This window comes from Ralstonia flaminis (assembly GCF_958415495.1).
GTDB classification, from domain to species: Bacteria; Pseudomonadota; Gammaproteobacteria; order Burkholderiales; family Burkholderiaceae; genus Ralstonia; species Ralstonia flaminis.
Genome location: NZ_CATZLL010000002.1, coordinates 153,138 through 168,381 on the forward strand (window position 1 = coordinate 153,138; position 15,244 = coordinate 168,381).

General features: G+C 63.4%; 11 protein-coding genes. 8 read left to right on the plus strand and 3 right to left on the minus strand.

The window, feature by feature from the left end; genetic code table 11:
- The first annotated feature begins 67 nt into the window (after window positions 1-67).
- The 5 genes from R2N11_RS03320 to chrA all read left to right on the plus strand — a co-directional run bounded on the left by R2N11_RS03320 (window position 68) and on the right by chrA (window position 6,220).
- Window positions 68-2,557 (plus strand): fimbria/pilus outer membrane usher protein, encoded by a 2,490-nt coding sequence (locus R2N11_RS03320; RefSeq protein ID WP_316680130.1) that lies wholly within the window; start codon window positions 68-70, stop codon window positions 2,555-2,557.
- The gene (locus tag R2N11_RS03325) at window positions 2,554-3,294 is read left to right on the plus strand and encodes a fimbrial biogenesis chaperone (protein ID WP_316680131.1); all 741 of its coding nucleotides are present in this window, start codon (window positions 2,554-2,556) and stop codon (window positions 3,292-3,294) included. The genes R2N11_RS03320 and R2N11_RS03325 overlap by 4 nt, the downstream gene beginning before the upstream one ends.
- On the plus strand, window positions 3,291-4,307 hold the full coding sequence (locus tag R2N11_RS03330; RefSeq protein ID WP_199029214.1) for a fimbrial protein: 1,017 nt from the start codon (window positions 3,291-3,293) through the stop codon (window positions 4,305-4,307). The genes R2N11_RS03325 and R2N11_RS03330 overlap by 4 nt, the downstream gene beginning before the upstream one ends.
- A 75-nt stretch (window positions 4,308-4,382) precedes the next feature.
- A complete protein-coding gene (locus R2N11_RS03335; protein ID WP_199029216.1) occupies window positions 4,383-4,964 on the plus strand; it encodes a hypothetical protein in 582 nt (193 codons plus the stop codon).
- 17 nt (window positions 4,965-4,981) lie between these two features.
- Window positions 4,982-6,220, plus strand: coding sequence for a chromate efflux transporter (gene chrA / locus R2N11_RS03340; RefSeq protein WP_316680132.1), 1,239 nt, complete (start codon window positions 4,982-4,984; stop codon window positions 6,218-6,220).
- A gap of 15 nt (window positions 6,221-6,235) precedes the next feature.
- On the opposite strand, the gene R2N11_RS03345 is transcribed toward chrA, so the two are convergent.
- A complete protein-coding gene (locus tag R2N11_RS03345) occupies window positions 6,236-7,471 on the minus strand; it encodes an NADH:flavin oxidoreductase/NADH oxidase family protein (protein WP_316680133.1) in 1,236 nt (411 codons plus the stop codon).
- A gap of 76 nt (window positions 7,472-7,547) precedes the next feature.
- On the opposite strand from R2N11_RS03345, the gene R2N11_RS03350 reads away from it, so the two are divergent.
- Entirely contained in the window at window positions 7,548-8,006 is a 459-nt protein-coding gene (locus R2N11_RS03350; protein ID WP_316680134.1) for a MerR family transcriptional regulator, read from the plus strand.
- A gap of 102 nt (window positions 8,007-8,108) precedes the next feature.
- Window positions 8,109-13,061, plus strand: coding sequence for an NAD-glutamate dehydrogenase (locus R2N11_RS03355; RefSeq protein ID WP_316680135.1), 4,953 nt, complete (start codon window positions 8,109-8,111; stop codon window positions 13,059-13,061).
- 348 nt (window positions 13,062-13,409) lie between these two features.
- Here the strand turns inward: R2N11_RS03355 and R2N11_RS03360 are convergent, their stop codons facing one another.
- Both R2N11_RS03360 and R2N11_RS03365 read right to left on the minus strand, forming a co-directional pair.
- A complete protein-coding gene (locus tag R2N11_RS03360) occupies window positions 13,410-13,643 on the minus strand; it encodes a hypothetical protein (protein ID WP_316680136.1) in 234 nt (77 codons plus the stop codon).
- Window positions 13,644-13,992: 349 nt separating this feature from the next.
- Window positions 13,993-14,541: a GNAT family N-acetyltransferase gene (locus R2N11_RS03365; protein ID WP_316680137.1), complete on the minus strand. Its 549-nt coding sequence runs from the start codon at window positions 14,539-14,541 to the stop codon at window positions 13,993-13,995.
- 154 nt (window positions 14,542-14,695) lie between these two features.
- Here R2N11_RS03365 and R2N11_RS03370 point away from each other — a divergent pair, with 154 nt between their 5' ends.
- Window positions 14,696-15,172, plus strand: a complete 477-nt coding sequence (locus R2N11_RS03370; protein ID WP_316680138.1) for an SRPBCC family protein — start codon at window positions 14,696-14,698, stop codon at window positions 15,170-15,172.
- Window positions 15,173-15,244 lie beyond the last annotated feature (72 nt).

Consider the following 15,244-nt stretch of genomic DNA (forward strand, 5'->3'; position numbering starts at 1 on the left):
GCGAGCCCCCTTTTTTCTTCCTTTTCTCCGCCTCGCCTGCCGGAAGTGCCCCCCCGGCCTCATCGACGTGAACCTCAAGCTACGCGTGCTCTGCGCCAGCCTTGCCGCCCTCGGTCTAGCAGCACATGCTCGGGCGACCGAATTCAATTCATCGTTCCTCAGCATCGATGGGGCAAACGACGTGGACCTCTCGCAGTTCGCGCGCGCAGACTACACACCACCGGGCACCTACCTGCTGGACGTGGTACTCAACGGTCAGCTGCTGCAACGCGAGAGCATCGTGTTCGTGCCGTCATCGTCAGATCCCGGCATCAGCCAAGCCTGCCTGCCGGCAGCCCTGGTGGATCAGTTTGGCTTGAAAGCAGCCATTCGAAACGCATTGCCCACTACGCAGGAGAGCAACTGTGTCGACCTCGGCACCATTGAAGGCGCCTCTGTCCGGCACAACAAGGGCAAGGGGCAGCTCCAGATCACAGTGCCGCAGGTGGCACTGGAATATGCAGACCCGAACTACATTCCGCCGCAGCGTTGGAGTGATGGCATTCCGGGCGCGATGCTCGACTATCGCGTCATCGGCACCACACAGAATGCACCCGGCGGAACCACCAATACGCTGCAAGCCTACGGCACAGTCGGCGCAAATGCGGGCGGCTGGCGCCTGCGGGGCGACTATCAAGCGCAGACATCCTCTGGCTCGGCGGCCAACTTTGGCGGCTCAAGCAGCGCGTTCCAGTTCAATCGCCTGTACGCCTATCGCGCGCTGCCCAGCATTCAGTCGACGATCTCGCTCGGGCAGACGTACCTGAGCTCCGACATCTTTGACACGTTCGCACTGGACGGTGCAGCCATCCAGAGCGACGACCGCATGTTGCCGCCCGGCATGCGCGGATACGCCGCGCCAATCACCGGCGTGGCACGCACATACGCCATGGTGACGGTATCGCAGCAGGGGCGCGTGCTGTATGCCACGCGCGTGCCCCCCGGTGCGTTTGCGTTGCAGGATTTTTCCGCCAACGTGCAAGGCACGCTGGACGTCACCGTGCAGGAAGAAGATGGGTCGGAGCAGCACTTCACCGTCACCACCGCTGCGGTGCCTTTCCTCGCACGCGAGGGAGAATTGCGCTACAAGGCCGCCGCGGGCCAGCCGCGCTTGTTTGGTGGGAATGGCATCTCGCCCACCTTCGGTTTTGTTGAAGCCGCTTATGGCCTTCCTCACGAGCTGACGGTCTACGGCGGTGCCATCGGGGCAGACGGCTATGCATCGGTAGCGTCTGGCATGGGTAAGAACCTGGGCAAACTGGGCGCTATCTCTGCAGACGTGACCTTCGCCCGTGCCCGCCTATGGTGGAACGGCGATACGCAAACGGGCCGCTCGTATCGCTTCAACTACGCCAAGCATTTCGACACGCTCGATTCGGACCTGCGCTTTTTCGGTTACCGCTTTTCTGATCGCACCTACACCAGCTTCCCGCAATTCTTTGGCGACCCGACCGCTGCCGGCCTGGCTGGCAGCCGCCAACGGGTTTCCTTGTCATTGGCCAAACGACTGGGCGATGTCTCAGCCTTCTTGTCGTTGGACCACACCAGCTATTGGAACCGCTCGCCGGATGATCGCCTTGGGTTGACGCTGACGCGCACGGTGTCGATCGGCTCGGTACGCAACATCTCGCTCAACGTGTCGGCGTACCGCACGCGCGGCGTGACGGGCAACGGCAATCAGGTCTTCCTGGCGATGACGATTCCGCTGGGCAACCGCCAAGTGGTGTCGACCAGCGTCACATCCTCCAGCACGGGCGGCACCAACATCAGCACGGGCTACTCCGGCGGTGACGACCATGGACTGAGCTATGCCGCCTACGCCGGCACCAACGACGGTCGTGCATCGTTCAGCGCCAACGTGCGCAAGCAGACCAGCGCGGTGCAAGTCAATGCGCAGGCCTCGGCCACCGGCAATGCCTACAGCGCAGCCTCGCTTGAGTTGGATGGCTCCTTGGTGGCAACGCAATACGGGATCGAGCCGCACGCGGTCGGCACCAATGGTGATACGCGTCTCCTTGTTTCGTCTGACGGCGTGCCGGATGTGGCCTTCTCCGGCTCGCAGGCCAGGACGGACGCCCGCGGCTATGCCGTGATCGGCTCGGTGGCGCCGTTCAACCCGTATGACGCTCGCGTCAATACCAACGCCATGTCACTGGAGACCACGGTGGCCAATCCTGTACAGCGCGTCGTCCTGACGGATGGCGCCATCGGCTTCCTGCGCTTTGACGCCACGCACGGAAGCAACGCCTTGGTGGCACTGACACTGCCATCGGGCAAAGAAGTGCCGTTTGGGGCTTCCGTCATCGACCTGACCAGCGGCAAGGAGTTGGGCATCGTTGGCGAACATGGCGTCGTGTATCTCGCAGGCGTTCGAGCGGACACCGTGCTGTCCGTCCGGCAGGCGGACCATGCCGTCTGTGAAGTCGGCCCCGTCAAGCAAACGCTCCACCTGACGCCAGACCCCATCCCGATGTCCTGCGTGGCGTCGGCCCCCCCCACTCCGACACCCTCATCATGAAGCGACGCTTTCCTACCCATTTCTACCGGCTAGCCGGTATTGCCCTCACGCTGCAACTGTGTGCCGCAGCCGCTCAGGCTGCCGTGGTGCCGGATCGCACCCGAGTCATCTATAACGCCGATGCGCAATCGGAAAGCCTGACCATCGCCAACAAGAGCACGACCTACCCCTACGTCGTGCAGTCATGGATTGAAGACAGCGCTGGCAAACGCATCACATCGCCATTCATGGTGCTGCCGCCACTGCAGCGCATCGAGCCAAACGAGCGCAACGTCCTGCGTATCGTGAAACTGCCGGGCGATGCGCTGCCCACCGACCGCGAATCGGTGTTCTACCTGAACGTACGCGAGATCCCACCCAAGACCGACGCGCAGAACGCGATCCAGATCGCCCTGCACTCCAAGATCAAGCTGTTCTATCGGCCCAAGGGTGTACAGCCCAAGCAGGATGAAGATGTGTCTCTGGCGATGACGCTGCGGCTGGATGCTGCACATCACAAGCTGGTGTTCGATAACCCGACGCCTTATCACGTCACCGTGGTTGAGTTGGCCGCCGGTGAAGAGAAGAAGACGCTCAAGTTCGACGCTGTGATGATCGAGCCCAAGGCCAATGCCGAAGTGGACTTCACCGGCACGTTGCCCAGCACGCTCTATGTGTCGCACATGAACGATTGGGGCGGGCAGAACGCTGTCAAGTATGCGTGTGACGCCACCCTTTGCCGGAGCGTGCAGCCATGACAACGCATTGCGGCTTCTTGCGGCGGGCGGTACTGCAAGCACTGCTTGGCCTGGCTTTTCTCTTGGGCTCGCATTCGGCACTGGCAGTGCGCTGCCTCACCTCGGGCGGTGCTGATCAATTCATCGAACCCATCGGCTCGGTCCAAACCTATCCGGTCAACGCTCCCGATGGTTACGTCATCTGGATCTCGCCCACCCGCACTACCACGGGTGTCTGCTACAAGGATCTGGGCGGCGGGTCCTTGACCTACGACGATCCGATCTCCTTCTATGCCAACCCGGCCAAGATGGACCCAGCTGCATGGGGGCTGGAAATCGGTATCCGTTACAACGGCGTCGACTACTTTGGTGCGGGCAATCTGCCCGGCACGGGCGTGCCAACAGGCTATGTGGTGCCGCCCTGCTCAAGCAGCGACTATTCTGCGGGCCTCTGCCCGAAGGTTCCGGTCAGCATCAGCTATCAGGTGGTGGTACGCAAGCGTGGTACCTGGGTGGGTGTGCCGCAAGACACCTATCCAGCATTCCAGTTCGATGGTCTGAATGGCATCAACTGCTGCAACACGAGTTTCCGGTACATCCTGAGCGGGCTGGACAACCTGAAACCCACGCCGTGCATCGTTGATGTAACCGTCACACCTGAGCCCGGCATTGTCGACTTCGGGCAAGTGCAGGCCACACCCACGGGGTTCTCACCGACCGCCCCCGCCAAGCCGTTCAGTCTGGCGCTGAACAAGACGCAGTGCACAACAGGGGTCAACATCAACGGCTACTTTGAAACCGCCAATCCGGTGCAGAACAACCTGATCCTGCCCACGGCCGACAGCAACTTCGGCATCAGCATCCAGGATCAGCACGGACAGCAGTTGCCGATCGGCGAGCCGTTTCCGCTGGCGAATTTTGGTGCCACCGACACTCACATCGACGTGCCCATGAGCGCCACGCTCAAACCGCTCGGCGCGCCGAAGATCGGGCCATTCACAGCCGTGGTGACAGTGCAGATCCTGTACGACTGACAGGGCGGCGGCACCGCTCAGGCAGCGCGGATACCTGATAATGTTCGCCACCGCCTACCTCTCGACCGCCAACTCATGAAGCCCACCCGGATCCTGCTGGCCGCCAGTGCCGCCCTGTTGGTCGCACTGCCCGCTGTGGCGCTTGCCTTCGTCAAGCCGCTGCGGGTTGTTGCTCCATCGCTCATGCCGGGGGTGTCCTGCCCGTTGCCCAACATCTGCACCGACAACGTTGCCAGCCTGAGCGAAGCACAACAGCTGTACCAGGATGGCTACACCCACGCCGCGAACGCTGTCGGGCCGTTTCAGCGGGCGCCGCGCATGGTGTTCTGCACGACATCGACTTGCGCCGATACGTTCGGCATTGGGCGCCGTGCGGCAGAAGCCGTGGGCAACCTGGGCCTGGTCATTGCGCCACGCGGGTGGAAAACCTATTACGTGACACACGAGTTGATCCATTTCCGGCAAGCAGAAGTGCTGGGCAACTATGCGGTGGCCACCCGCCCCGGATGGCTGATCGAGGGCATGGCCTATGCGTTGAGCGACGACCCCAGGCACCCGCTGGGCGAGCCCTTTGAGCAATGGCGATCCCGCTTTGAAGCCTGGCATGCAACCCTCGGCACACGCGACCTGTGGGACGCGGCAAAAGACATCCGTTAACCCTCACGCAGCGCGCCATGGATACCAACATGGATGCATCACGGCCCGCACAGGCAACCAATGCGCTGGGCGTGCTTGCCGTCTTCCTCAAGCTGGGGCTGACGTCGTTTGGCGGCCCGGTGGCACACATCGGGTACTTCCGCCGTGAGTTTGTCGAGCGGCGGCGCTGGCTTGACGACGCAACGTTCACCGATCTGGTTGGTTTGTGTCAGTTCCTGCCGGGGCCGGCCAGCAGTCAGGTAGGCTTTTCGATCGGTTTGCTGCGCGCCGGGTGGCTTGGCGGCCTGGCAGCGTGGTGCGGGTTCACGCTGCCGTCCGTCGTGCTGCTGATTGCCTTTGCCATGCTGGCGCCAACGCTCGGCGGCCCCTTTGGCGACGGATTGATCCACGGGTTGAAGCTGGTGGCCGTTGCCGTGGTTGCGCAAGCCGTGTGGGACATGGCGCGGCGCTTGTGCCCCGATTTGCGTCGGGCCGGCATCGCGCTGGCAGCCATCGTGCTACTAAGCCTGACGGCTTCCGTCTATGCGCAGCTCATCGCCATTGCGCTCGGCGCAGTACTTGGCCTTGCGCTGTGCAGAGGCACATCCGCGACCGGCGTCATCGCTGCGCCCGGGCAACACACGGGGTTCCGCATTTCCCGCAGCGCTGGCGCCATTGCGCTGGCGCTCTTTGGTGTGTTGTTGCTCGGGTTGCCGGCGCTATCGCAAGCCGGCGCAGGCGATGCTGTGCGTGTGTTCGACGCGTTCTACCGCTCGGGCGCGCTGGTGTTTGGCGGCGGCCACGTCGTGCTTCCGTTGCTGCAAGAGCAGACGGTCGCCACGGGGTGGGTGACGTCCAGCGATTTTCTTGCCGGATACGGTGCCGCGCAGGCCGTACCGGGGCCACTGTTTACGTTCGCCGCGTTTCTCGGCTGGATGATGCGCGGCGTGCCCAATCACCTGGGCGGTGCCGTGCTCGCCACGGTGGGCATCTTCCTGCCAGGGCTGCTGCTGGTTGTTGCCGCGTTGCCGTACTGGCAGGCATTGCGTGCGCGCGAGTCCATGGCGGCGCTGTTGGCAGGGGTGAATGCCGCCGTGGTTGGCGTGCTGGCCGCCGCGCTGTACTCGCCGGTTTGGACCAGCGCGGTGCATGCCCCGCTGGATTTTGCGATTGCCGCCGTCGGGTTCTGCCTGCTGACGCGGTGGAAGCTGCCGCCGCTTGCCGTGGTGGCCCTCTGCGCAGTTGCGGGCATTGCCCAAGCCACCCTCCTGCACTAGCGCCCACGTCAACGGTCAATGTAAGGCGCGCTGCGCCGTCCAGCGCTTGTACCGCCGTGTCTGGCAGGCATTAGCCAGCTGCTGCACCACCAGTGCCCTGAACGGCGAAACACGCGGGTTCGTCCCGCGCCCCTGGCTCAGCCGTTGCAGCTGGAATTTGACCACGGCCATGTTGGCCAGTGAGCCGAGCACCTTGTTCTTCCAGGTAATCGGGCGCAGCACCGGTGCAGTGTTCTTGCCCGCCCGCCAATCGCGCGGCAGGTTCGGATCAATCGACAGCGCGGTCGCAATGCCAACCATGGCGATACCGCTGTTGACCACCTGTTCTGCCACCGCACGGCGGCGGATACCGCCCGTGACCATCAACGGCATCTGCGCAATGCCAACGATGTCGCGCGCGAATTCCAGAAAGTAGGCCTCGCGGGCAAGCGTGCGGCCGTCGCGGGCTTGCCCTTGCATGGCCGGTGCTTCGTAGCTGCCGCCGGACAGCTCCACCAGATCAACGCCCAGCGGGTTGAGCAGTTCGACCACACGCTTGGCATCGTCCGGGCTGAAGCCGCCGCGCTGGAAGTCCGCCGAGTTCAGCTTGACCGCCACCACAAACTGCGGCGACACCGCGCCGCGCACCGAACGCACGATGTCGAGGAGCAGGCGCGCGCGGTTCTCGATCGGGCCGCCCCATTGGTCCTGCCGTTTGTTCGTGATCGGGGAAAGAAACTGGCTCAGCAGATAGCCATGCGCCGCGTGAATCTGCACGCCTGTAAAGCCACTCTGCTCGGCCAGCACCGCTGCGTGCGTGAAGCGTTGCTGCACGTCCGCAATGTCGGCGGCGTTCATCTCCCGAGGCACCGGAAACTGCTTGGACAGCGCACCCAGGTCCATCGCCACGGCAGACGGCGCCAGCGTGGTCTGGCCAAGTGCAGCAGGCATCTGGCGGCCCGGGTGGTTGATCTGCATCCAGACATGCGCGCCGTGGGCGCGTGCGGTTTGCGCCCAGCGCCGGAAGCGGTCGAGGTGGGCATCGTCTTCCAGCACCACGCCGTTGGGCCCGGTCATGGCGCGGTGGTCCACCATGACGTTGCCCGTGAGCATCAGGCCAACGTTGCCTTCGGCCCAGGCTTTATACAGGCGTACCAATGCATCGGATGGCGCGTGGTCCGCATCAGCCATGTTCTCTTCCATGGCGGCCTTGGCAAGGCGGTTGGTAATCACCGCGCCATTGGGCAACGTGAGGGGCGTGAACAGCTTCATGAGGGGCATCCCGGTTTGACGACGCCCTAACCTTAAGCTTAAAGTTGACTTTAATGTCAAGCCCCGGAGCATGCGTATGAAAATCGGCGAACTGGCGGAGCAGAGTGGCGTAGCCGCCTCGCGCATCCGCTTTTACGAAGCCAGCGGCCTGCTGCAGCCCGCACAGCGGCAGGCCAACGGTTACCGCGAGTACACGCCCGACACGCTGACCCGGCTGGAGATCATCCTGTGTGCGCAGGGGGCGGGGTTCTCGCTGGAGGAAATCCGCGCCATCCTGCCGCCCGATCTCGACAAGTGGCCGCATCAGGAACTGCTGGAAGCGCTGCACCGCAAAATCAGCGAGATCGAATTGCTGGAGCAGCGCCTGGCACAGAGCAAGCACCACCTGCTCGCGCTCGTGAGCGACATCAACAACCGCACTGAAAACGAGAGCTGCGCAGGGCGGACCAAGCGCGTGCTGGACAAGATCACGCAAGGCGCCGCAAAGGCACCGTCGGCCGATCTACAGACGCGCCGCACAAAAAGGCGCGCCTGACCCACGCCCCCTTTTCAGTTGACACGGGTTGCACGTTGCGGCCCAAGGGCACGCGGCGTAGCATGGAAAAGCTGTTTTTCCGCGCTTTTCGGGAGATCGCCCATGTCTGCCCAGCACGAAGAAAAAGTCCGTCAGCACATGGCGGATGCAGTGGCCCTTGCACGCGGACGAGCGCCAGAGATCGCCGCACTGTTCGAGCCATTCATGCGGCACTACTACGGACTGGCCGACCCCGAAGACGTCGTCTTGCGCAGCGTGGCCGATCTCTACGGAGCGGCAATGGCCCATTGGCAGCTTGGCCAGAAGTTCGTGTCAGGGCAGCCACGCGTACGGGTCTACAACCCAAGCCTTGAGCAGCACGGCTGGTACAGCGGCCATACGGTGGTCGAGATCGTCAACGACGACATGCCGTTCCTGTTCGACTCCGTGACGATGGAGATCAACCGGCAGGGTCTCGCGCTGCATTCTGCTTGCCACCCGGTCTATCGCATGCGGCGCGATGCGGCCGGCACCCGTCTGGCAGTGGAAGCTGGCGGCGTGCTGCGGCCGGCGGCACTCGCGGGCGACACCCCCGCCGATGCCGATGACGAGACCCCCGGCGAAAGCGACAAGAACGGCGAAAGCGCCCGCTACGAGTCCTACATCCACATCGAGGTCGATCGTTTCTCAGAGCCACAGCGGATACAGGCACTGCATGACGGCCTGGTGCGCGTGCTGCGTGACGTGCGCGCAGCCGTGGAAGACTGGAAGCCGATGCAGGCCGCAGCCCAATCCGCCATCGACGCGTTGAGCGCCCGCGCCGCGCAACCCTCTGCCGATGAGACAGAGCGCGCGGAAATTGCCGAGGCACAGGCCTTCCTCGACTGGATGCTGGCGCGGCACTTCACCTTCCTTGGGTATCGAGACTACGAGCTCGTCGTCAAGGAAGACGGCCATTACCTGCAAGGTTTGCCGGGAACGGGCCTTGGCGTGCTGCGCGAGGCGTTGCGCGATGCCGGCCGCTCGGATCTGTCGCGGCTCGCTCCCGGCGCGGTGAAGATCATCAATGCGCCCGCGCCCATTTTCATCACGAAAGCCAACTCGCGCGCCACCGTGCACCGGCCTGGCTATCTCGACTACGTGGGCGTCAAGCGCTTCGATGCCAACGGGCACGCATGCGGCGAGCGACGTTTCCTGGGGCTCTACACCTCCACCGTCTACATGGTGCCGGCGGAGAGCATTCCGCTGGCGCGGCGCAAGGTTGCCAGCGTCATTGCGCGCACCGGTTTCCTGCCGAACGGGCATCTTGCCAAGACCCTCATCACGATTCTTGAGCAGTATCCGCGCGATGAGCTCTTTCAGATCGAGGGGGAAGAGCTGCACGACATCGCGCTCGGCATCCTGCGACTGCAAGAGCGGCAACGCACACGGCTGTTCGTACGGCGTGACCGCTTTGATCGCTTCGTGTCGTGCCTTGTATTCGTGCCGCGCGAGAAGTTCAACACAGACTTGCGCGTGCGCATTCAAAAGCTGCTGCAAGACGCCTATCACGGTACGGGGGTTGAGTTCACACCGCTGCTGTCGGAATCGATGCTCGCGCGCATCCACATCACTGTGCGCACACAGCCGGGCAACGTGCCCGAGGTGGATGTGGCTGAACTGGAAGAGCGCATCGTGCAGGCCGCACGGCGCTGGCAAGACGACCTGGCCGATGCCTTGCTCGAACGCGGTGGTGAGGAGCGCGGCAACCGCCTGCTGCGCCGCTATGGGGATGCCTTCCCCGCCGGCTTTCGGGAGGACTACCCCGCCCGGCTTGCCGTGCGCGACATCGAGCTGATGGAGCCATTGCTGGCGGGCGCACCATCGGCACCGCAAGCCGCTGCCGCCGGCACGCTCACGATGCAGCTCTACCGGCCACTGGAAGCCCCCACCGGCGCACTGCGCTTCAAGATCTACCGTGCAGGCGAGCCGACCTCGCTGTCGCGCAGCCTGCCGATGCTTGAGCACCTTGGCGTGCGCGTCAACGAAGAGCGCCCCTACTGTGTCGAACCCGCCGATACTGCCCCCATCTGGATGCACGACTTCGGCATGGAGACCATCGACGGCAGCGAGGTCGACCTGGACGAAGCACGTGGGCGCTTTGAAGACACTTTCGCACGCATCTGGACGGGCGAGGTCGAGAACGACGATCTGAACCGTCTCGTGCTGCAGGCTGGCCTGACCTGGCGCGAGGTACGCATCCTGCGAGCGTATGCACGCTACATCCGTCAGATCGGCTCGACCTTCAGCAACGCCTACATGGAAAGCGCGCTGACGGGCAATCCGTCCATTGCCCGGGCATTGGTCCGCCTGTTCCTGGTGCGCTTTGATCCGTCACTCAACGAGGCCGAACGCACCCGCGATGCCGACAAGCTGCGCGCACAGATTGCCGAAGCGTTGGAGGAGGTGCCGAACCTGGATGAAGACCGCATCCTGCGTCAATTCCTGGGCGTGCTGGAGGCCACGCTGCGCACCAATTACTTCCAGCGTGCGGCAGACGATGGGCAGGCTGCGCAATCCAAACCCTACCTGTCGTTCAAGTTCGACCCCGCACGCGTGCCGGGCCTGCCCGAGCCCAAACCGATGTTCGAGATCTGGGTGTATTCGCCGCGTGTCGAGGGCGTGCACCTGCGTGGCGGCAAGGTTGCGCGCGGTGGGCTGCGCTGGTCTGACCGGCGCGAAGATTTCCGCACCGAGGTGCTGGGGCTGGTCAAGGCGCAGATGGTCAAGAACACCGTCATCGTGCCGGTGGGCTCCAAAGGCGGCTTCATCGTCAAGCAACCGCCACCGGCCAGTGATCGTGACGCATATCTGGCAGAAGGCGTGGCGTGCTATCAGACCTTCCTGCGCGGCCTGCTCGACCTGACTGACAACTACGTCGACGGCCACCTCGTGCCACCGCGTGACGTGGTGCGCTACGACGAGGACGACCCCTACCTGGTGGTGGCCGCCGACAAGGGCACGGCCACCTTCTCGGACTACGCCAACGCCATCTCTGCCGAATACGGCTTCTGGCTGGGCGACGCGTTTGCCTCAGGCGGCTCGGTGGGTTATGACCACAAAAAGATGGCCATCACCGCACGCGGCGCGTGGGAATCGGTCAAGCGGCACTTCAGCGAGATGGGTGTCGATACGCAATCGCAGGACTTCACCGTGGTGGGTGTGGGCGACATGTCAGGCGACGTGTTTGGCAATGGCATGCTGCTCTCGCGCCATATCCGTTTGCTGGCGGCGTTCGATCATCGCCATGTCTTTCTCGATCCGTCACCCGATGCGGCCGCCAGCTTTGCCGAGCGCGAACGCATGTTCAACCTGCCGCGCTCAAGCTGGGCTGACTATGACAAGACGCTGATCAGCCCGGGGGGCGGCATCTTCCCGCGCACGGCCAAGGCAATTCCGCTATCGCCCGAAGTGCGCGCCATGCTGGATGTCACTGCAACCGAGATGACGCCAAATGATCTGCTGCACGCCATCCTCAAGGCGCCAGTGGACCTGCTCTACAACGGGGGCATCGGCACCTACGTCAAGGCCAGCAGCGAAACGCATGCCCAGGTGGGTGACCGCGCCAACGACGGGCTGCGCGTGAATGGGGCGGAGCTACGCTGCAAGGTCGTGGCCGAGGGCGGCAACCTGGGCTGCACGCAACTCGGCCGCATCGAATATGCATTACACGGCGGGCGCATCAATACCGATGCCATCGACAATTCAGCCGGTGTCGATTGCTCCGACCACGAGGTCAACATCAAGATCCTGCTCGGCTTGGTAGTGGCCGAAGGCGAGATGACGCTCAAGCAGCGCAACACGCTGCTCGCCGAGATGACCGACGAGGTGGGCGAGCTGGTGCTGCGCGACAACTACTTCCAGACGCAAGCGCTCTCTCTAGCACGCACGCGCACGGCACAGTGGCTGGATGCCGAAGCACGGCTGATGCGTTATCTGGAACGCACCGGGCGCTTGAACCGGGTCATTGAATTTCTGCCGCCGGATGAGGAAATCGATGCCCGGCGGGCTGCCGGCGGTGGCCTCACGACACCGGAACGCGCGGTGCTGATGGCCTACAGCAAGATGTGGCTGTACGACGCGCTGCTGGCCAGTGACTTGCCCGACCAGCCCTTCGTGGCCGATGGCCTGCCCGGCTACTTTCCGCACCCGCTGCAGGCACGTTGCGGCCCGACCATGCCGCGGCACCCGCTGCGGCGCGAGATCCTGGCGACCATGCACGCCAATGCACTCATCAACCGCGCGGGTGTGACGTTCGTGCACCGCCTTGCCGAAGAAACTGGCGCAGAACCGCGGGCCGTCGTGTGGGCCAGCCTGGTGGCGCGCGCGGTCTATCGGATGGACCCGCTCTGGGCGCAAGTCGACGGGCTCGATGCGCAGGTGCCGCACGAAACGCAGACGGCGCTGTTCACCGCATTTGCACAGCTGCACGAGCGCGCCGCGCTGTGGTTCCTGCGGCGGCGCATGTCGGATGTGCCTGCCACGGTGGAGCGCTTTCGTGATGCGGTGGATGTGCTGGCGCCACAAGTGGATGGCTTGCAGACGGAAGACTCCGCGCGCGCGTCGGCACAACAGCAGCAGGCGTTGGCTGACGAGGGCGTACCCGAAGCGCTGGCACGCATTGCGGCAGGTGTGCCGGCACGGGTGTCGCTGCTCGATATTGCCGAAGTGGCCACCGCCAGCGGTTGCGACGCCAAGCTCGCCGCGCGGGTGTACTTTGCACTCGACCAGCCGCTTGGTTATGGCTGGCTGCAAAGCGGCATCCTCAACCTGCCCACGCAAACCCACTGGCAGATGTTGGCACGTGCAACGCTGCTCGAAGAGCTGGGGCAACTGCGCCGCAGGCTGACCGGCTCGGTGCTGCGTGATGCGCCCGCCGGTGCGGGAGCAGAAGCGCTGGTCGATGCATGGAAAGCCGCCCGGCAGGAAGCACTGGCACGCTACAACCGCGTGATTGCCGATCAGGTGGCCGCGGGGCAGGCCGATCTGGCCATGTTGTCGGTGGGGCTCAAGGCGCTGGCGGAAGTGGAGGCTTAAGACCGCCTCCGCGCGATGGACACCGACTGCTGCATTGTTGCACCGATACGGTCGCCATCCCAACCCACATTCGCCCACCTCAGCACAGCAAAAAGGCCCATGCAGATGCATCGCATGGGCCGCTTGGGGTTGTCATCGCGTTAGTGGATTTATGCTCCATGTGCTCATGCATTTCTCGTTCACGCGCCTCACGTTCACGGCGCTCGCGCAGTTCGCGTACGTGGCCTATGAACGATGGTGATCCGCGCACCGCGCATGAGAGAAGCTGAAAACGTCAACCGTCACGAGCGGACGCAGCGATGTCTGCACATCAGGAATGAGGAAACGTTCGTGCGCGGAGCTCTACCCTCAATGCGCAGTTGCGGTGGCCAACCTTCGTCCGCTGGCGCGAACATGGCCTGAGGCCTTGAGAAAGACATAGCCCTGGAGAGTCACCCGAGCGTAGCAACGGTCGGGGCCACGATGCTCCAGCGTGACGAGTTGCCGCTCGATCAGCGCTTCGACATCGGCGCGATCCAGTTCATTGGACTCGGCGCCATCGTTGACGAGAAGCAGAACGGCAAATTCATGGGGACTCAGCACAGTCGACTCCATCGTGGTTGTCGGTCACGGACGGGCCGCCGTGACGATATTGATCTACGGACACCATGAGCACTGCAAGCGCCGATGACAATGAGAGAGTGTGCTGGCCGGCCTGCAGGAGAACCAAGCATAGGCGTGCGCGATTGACCAAGCAAGGCGCCTGCTCGCCACGTCTGCGTGATGCGCTGCACGATCGTTCACACGTTTACGCGCCTTGCTGGGCGACATACGTTTGCCCTCAAAATTCGCGACCGGGTGACAACGATTGCGCTGGCTTGATGTGTGCGCCCTAGTCTTTTTGCGCTAGGGCATCTGAAGGTGGATCTGTGCCTTGTTGCTGCTGCAGCAATCAACCGTCGACCGGTTGCTCAGGCATTTGCAGATTCAGTTGATAGAACGCGGCATCCAGCCAGCGGCCGAACTTGAAGCCGGCCTCTTTGACGGTGCCCGCGTGCACGAACCCCAGGCGGGTGTGCAGGCCGATGCTCGCCCCGTTGGCCGCATCAATGCAGCCCACCAGCACGTGCACCTGCTTCTCTTTTGCGCGGCGAATTAGCTCGCGCAGCAACTGCTCGCCAAGCTTGCGGCCACGGTATGCGTGGTGCACGTACACGCTGTGCTCCACCGTGTACTTGTAGGCGGGAAATGCGCGGAACGTGCCCCAGCTCGCAAAGCCCAGCAGCTTGCCCGAGGCATCGACCGCACCCACCACCGGAAAGCCGCCGGCGCGCTTGGCGGCAAACCAGGTCTCCATGGCCTGCGGCGGGCGCGGCACGTAGTCGTACAGCGCTGTGGAATTGACGATGGCCTCGTTCAGGATTTCAAGAATGGCAGACGCATGCTCGGCCTCGGTGCAGTCGATCAGGCGGATATCGTCATGGAGTGCGGGGGAAGACATTCAAGCTCCGGTGCAGCGGTTCGATGATTTCCATCATACTGGATTTTCATTCCATTAAACTGGAATACCCGAAGTAGGCGACGCAATAGGCCACGCCCTGTTTTCGTGCCCGATCACGCGTTCTATGCTGAAACAACAACGGGAGAGAACGCCCATGCCGCAGTCCACCTTTACCTACGTCATCTATATCCGCACCACGCCTGAGAAGCTGTGGCATGCCCTGACCAATGCCGACGCCATGAAGCAGTACTGGTTCGGCATGCGCTGCGAAAGCCAATGGACGGCGGGCGCTTCGTGGGCGCTGGTATCCGGCGATGGTGTGGTCTTCGACGACGGTGAGATCGTCGAGGCCGTGCCGCCCCGTCGTCTGGTGATCCGCTGGCAGCACCAGACCAAACCGGAACTCAAGGCCGAGGGCCCGTCGCTCTGCACGATGGAACTGGAACCCAGCAGCACAGCGGTCAAGCTCACACTCACGCACACCATTGAGCGTACGCCGTCGAAGCTGATCGACGCCGTGTCGGGCGGCTGGCCGAAGATTCTCTCCAACCTGAAGTCATTGCTGGAGACGGGCGCCATTGCGCTGGAAGAGGCGTATCCACCTCAGAGCACCCAGCCCCAACAGGCGTGACTGACACGTGATAAAAAAAGCGCGCCTTCCAAGGGAGGGCGCGCTCATGGCGGATGACCTGTTCCCAGTTCA

Excerpts from the sequence above, each read along its gene's own strand:
- R2N11_RS03325 (WP_316680131.1), top strand. The coding sequence starts at position 2,554 with ATGAAGCGACGCTTTCCTACCCATTTCTACCGGCTAGCCGGTATTGCC.
- R2N11_RS03330 (WP_199029214.1), top strand. The coding sequence starts at position 3,291 with ATGACAACGCATTGCGGCTTCTTGCGGCGGGCGGTACTGCAAGCACTG.
- R2N11_RS03335 (WP_199029216.1), top strand. The coding sequence starts at position 4,383 with ATGAAGCCCACCCGGATCCTGCTGGCCGCCAGTGCCGCCCTGTTGGTC.
- chrA (WP_316680132.1), top strand. The coding sequence starts at position 4,982 with ATGGATACCAACATGGATGCATCACGGCCCGCACAGGCAACCAATGCG.
- R2N11_RS03345 (WP_316680133.1), bottom strand. The coding sequence starts at position 7,471 with ATGAAGCTGTTCACGCCCCTCACGTTGCCCAATGGCGCGGTGATTACC.
- R2N11_RS03350 (WP_316680134.1), top strand. The coding sequence starts at position 7,548 with ATGAAAATCGGCGAACTGGCGGAGCAGAGTGGCGTAGCCGCCTCGCGC.
- R2N11_RS03355 (WP_316680135.1), top strand. The coding sequence starts at position 8,109 with ATGTCTGCCCAGCACGAAGAAAAAGTCCGTCAGCACATGGCGGATGCA.
- R2N11_RS03365 (WP_316680137.1), bottom strand. The coding sequence starts at position 14,541 with ATGTCTTCCCCCGCACTCCATGACGATATCCGCCTGATCGACTGCACC.
- R2N11_RS03370 (WP_316680138.1), top strand. The coding sequence starts at position 14,696 with ATGCCGCAGTCCACCTTTACCTACGTCATCTATATCCGCACCACGCCT.